A 2,536-nucleotide genomic window follows, 5' to 3' on the forward strand; every position below is an offset into this window, starting at 1 on the left:
CCGATGCTCGAACAGGGCGCGCCCGTTGACGAGCGTGTCGGCGACGGCTGCGGTGTCCAACCGGGGCCGCTGCTCGACGTATTCGCGGAGCTGCCGTGCATGGTCGCGCAGCGCGTCGGCGGTCCGGGCGGAGATCACCCACGGCACGACGCCCGAGTCGGCGGGCCGGCCCTGGTCGAGGGCGATGGGGGGCTCTTCGATGATGGCGTGCGCGTTGGTGCCGCTGACGCCGAAGGAGGAGACGCCGGCCCGGCGGGGCCGGTCGGTCCCGGGCCAGGGCTGTTCCTCGGTGAGGAGGGTGACGGCTCCGGCGTCCCAGCCGACATGGCTGGTCGGCTGGTCGACATGCAGTGTCATCGGCAGGACGCCGTGACGCATGGCCATGACCATCTTGATGACACCGGCGACACCGGCGGCGGCCTGCGTGTGCCCGATGTTGGACTTCACCGAGCCCAGCCACAGGGGCCGGTCGGTCGGGCGGTCCTGGCCGTACGTGGCGAGGAGCGCCTGCGCCTCGATCGGGTCACCCAGAGTGGTACCCGTGCCGTGCGCCTCGACCGCGTCGACCTGGTCAGGGGTGAGACCGGCGTTGGCGAGGGCCTGCCGGATCACCCGCTGCTGGGAAGGACCGTTCGGCGCGGTGAGACCGTTACTGGCGCCGTCCTGGTTGACGGCCGTGGCCCGGACCACGGCCAGGACCGGATGCCCGTTGCGCCGAGCGTCCGACAGCCGCTCCAGCAGCAGCATGCCGACGCCCTCGCCCCAGCCGGTGCCGTCGGCGGCCTCGGCGAAGGCCTTGACCCGGGCGTCGGGGGCGAGTCCCCGCTGCCGGCTGAACTCCACGAACATGCCGGGGTTGGACATGACGGTCGCCCCGCCCGCGAGGGCGAGCGAGCATTCGCCGGAGCGCAGGGACTGGGCGGCCATGTGCAGGGCGACCAGCGAGGACGAGCAGGCCGTGTCGACGGTGACGGCCGGGCCCTCCAGACCCAGGGTGTACGCCACGCGGCCCGACGCCACGCTGGGCGTCGTCCCGGTCAGCACATAGCCTTCGATCTCCTCGGGCGCCTCGTGTAGCCGGGGGCCGTAGTCCTGAGCCGTGGCACCGACGAAGACGCCGGCCTTGCTGCCACGCAGCGACTTCGGGTTGATCCCGGCGCGTTCGAGGGCCTCCCAGGAGGTCTCCAGCAGCAGCCGCTGCTGCGGGTCCATGGCCAGGGCCTCACGCGGCGAGATCCCGAAGAACGCCGGGTCGAAGTCGGCGGCGTCATGGAGGAACCCGCCCTCCCGCGCATGCGACGTGCCGGAGCGCTCCGGGTCGGCGTCGTAGAGCGCCTCCAGGTCCCAGCCGCGGTCGGCGGGGAACGGCGACACCGCGTCACCGCCCGCCGCCAGCAGCGCCCACAGCTGCTCGGGCGTCCGGATCCCGCCCGGGAGCCGGCAGCTCATGCCGACGATGACGATCGGGTCGGAGGCGGCGCCGGAGTCCGGGGCAGCCATTGCCTCCGCCTCCTCGCCCCGCGTGCCCACGAGTTCGCCGCGTACGTGTCGTGCCAGCAGCTCCGGGGTGGGGTGGTCGTAGAGCGTGGACGACGGCAGCCGTACGCCGACCGCGCGGCCGAGCGCGGCACAGAACTCCACCGACATCAGCGAGTCGAAGCCGAGCTGCTTGAACGGCGCGTCCACCGGGACCTGTTCGGGGCTGTCGTGTTCGAGCACGGCTGCGATGTGCCGCCGTACGAGATCCAGCAGCTCCCGGTCCGTCTCCTCCTCCGACATCCAGGCGAAGGAGGCCGCAGGACCGGCCGCCTGCGTCACGGACTCCTCGTCCGCTTCCGCATCGGCTACGTCCCCAGGGAGCCCAGCCGACACGCCGACCGTCTCCTTGAGCCAGCACCGGCGGCGCTGGAAGGCGTACATCGGCAGGTCGACCCGGCGCGGCGCGTTCCCCCGGCCGGTGAAGAAGGCCTGCCAGGCGATCTCCGCCCCCGAGACGTGGAGTTCGGCTGCGGCGCGGGTGAGGGCGTGGGTCTCGTCGAGGTTCTTGACCAGGGTGGGGACGAGGAGGGTGTCGGTGCGGGTGACGGTGTCCTGGGCGAGGGCGGTGAGGACGCCGCCGGGTCCTATTTCCAGGTAGCGGGTGGTGTCGTGCTGTTCGAGCCAGGTGATCTGGTCGGCGAAGCGGACGGCGTCGCGGATGTGGCGGACCCAGTACTCGGGGTCGCGCACCGCCTGTCCGGCGGGCAGTGCCAGCCGCGTCGGGTGGAACTCGACACTGTGCAGGACCTGTCGGAACTGGTCGAGCATGGGGTCCATGTGGGGGGAGTGGAAGGCGTGGCTGACCTTCAGGCGGCTGGTGCGGTGGCCGCGTGTGGTGAGCTGGGTGGCGATGTCCTCGACGATGTGTTCGGTGCCGCTGATGACGGTGGCGCGGGGTCCGTTGACGGCGGCGATCGCCACGTGCTCTTCGTGTCCGGCGAGCAGGGGCAGGACGTCGGTCTCGGGTGCTTCGATGGCGATCATGGTGCCGCCGGGC

Annotated in this window: 1 protein-coding gene; it reads right to left on the reverse strand. The window is 72.1% G+C overall.

Features of this window, described 5'->3' with window-relative positions; translation table 11 throughout:
* On the reverse strand, window positions 1-2,523 hold a 2,523-nt coding region (locus V5O46_RS31520), incomplete at its 3' end, for a beta-ketoacyl synthase N-terminal-like domain-containing protein (RefSeq protein ID WP_332888157.1).
* Window positions 2,524-2,536: the final 13 nt, after the last annotated feature.

This window comes from Streptomyces poriticola, from assembly GCF_036689765.1.
Classification (GTDB): domain Bacteria; phylum Actinomycetota; class Actinomycetes; order Streptomycetales; family Streptomycetaceae; genus Streptomyces; species Streptomyces poriticola.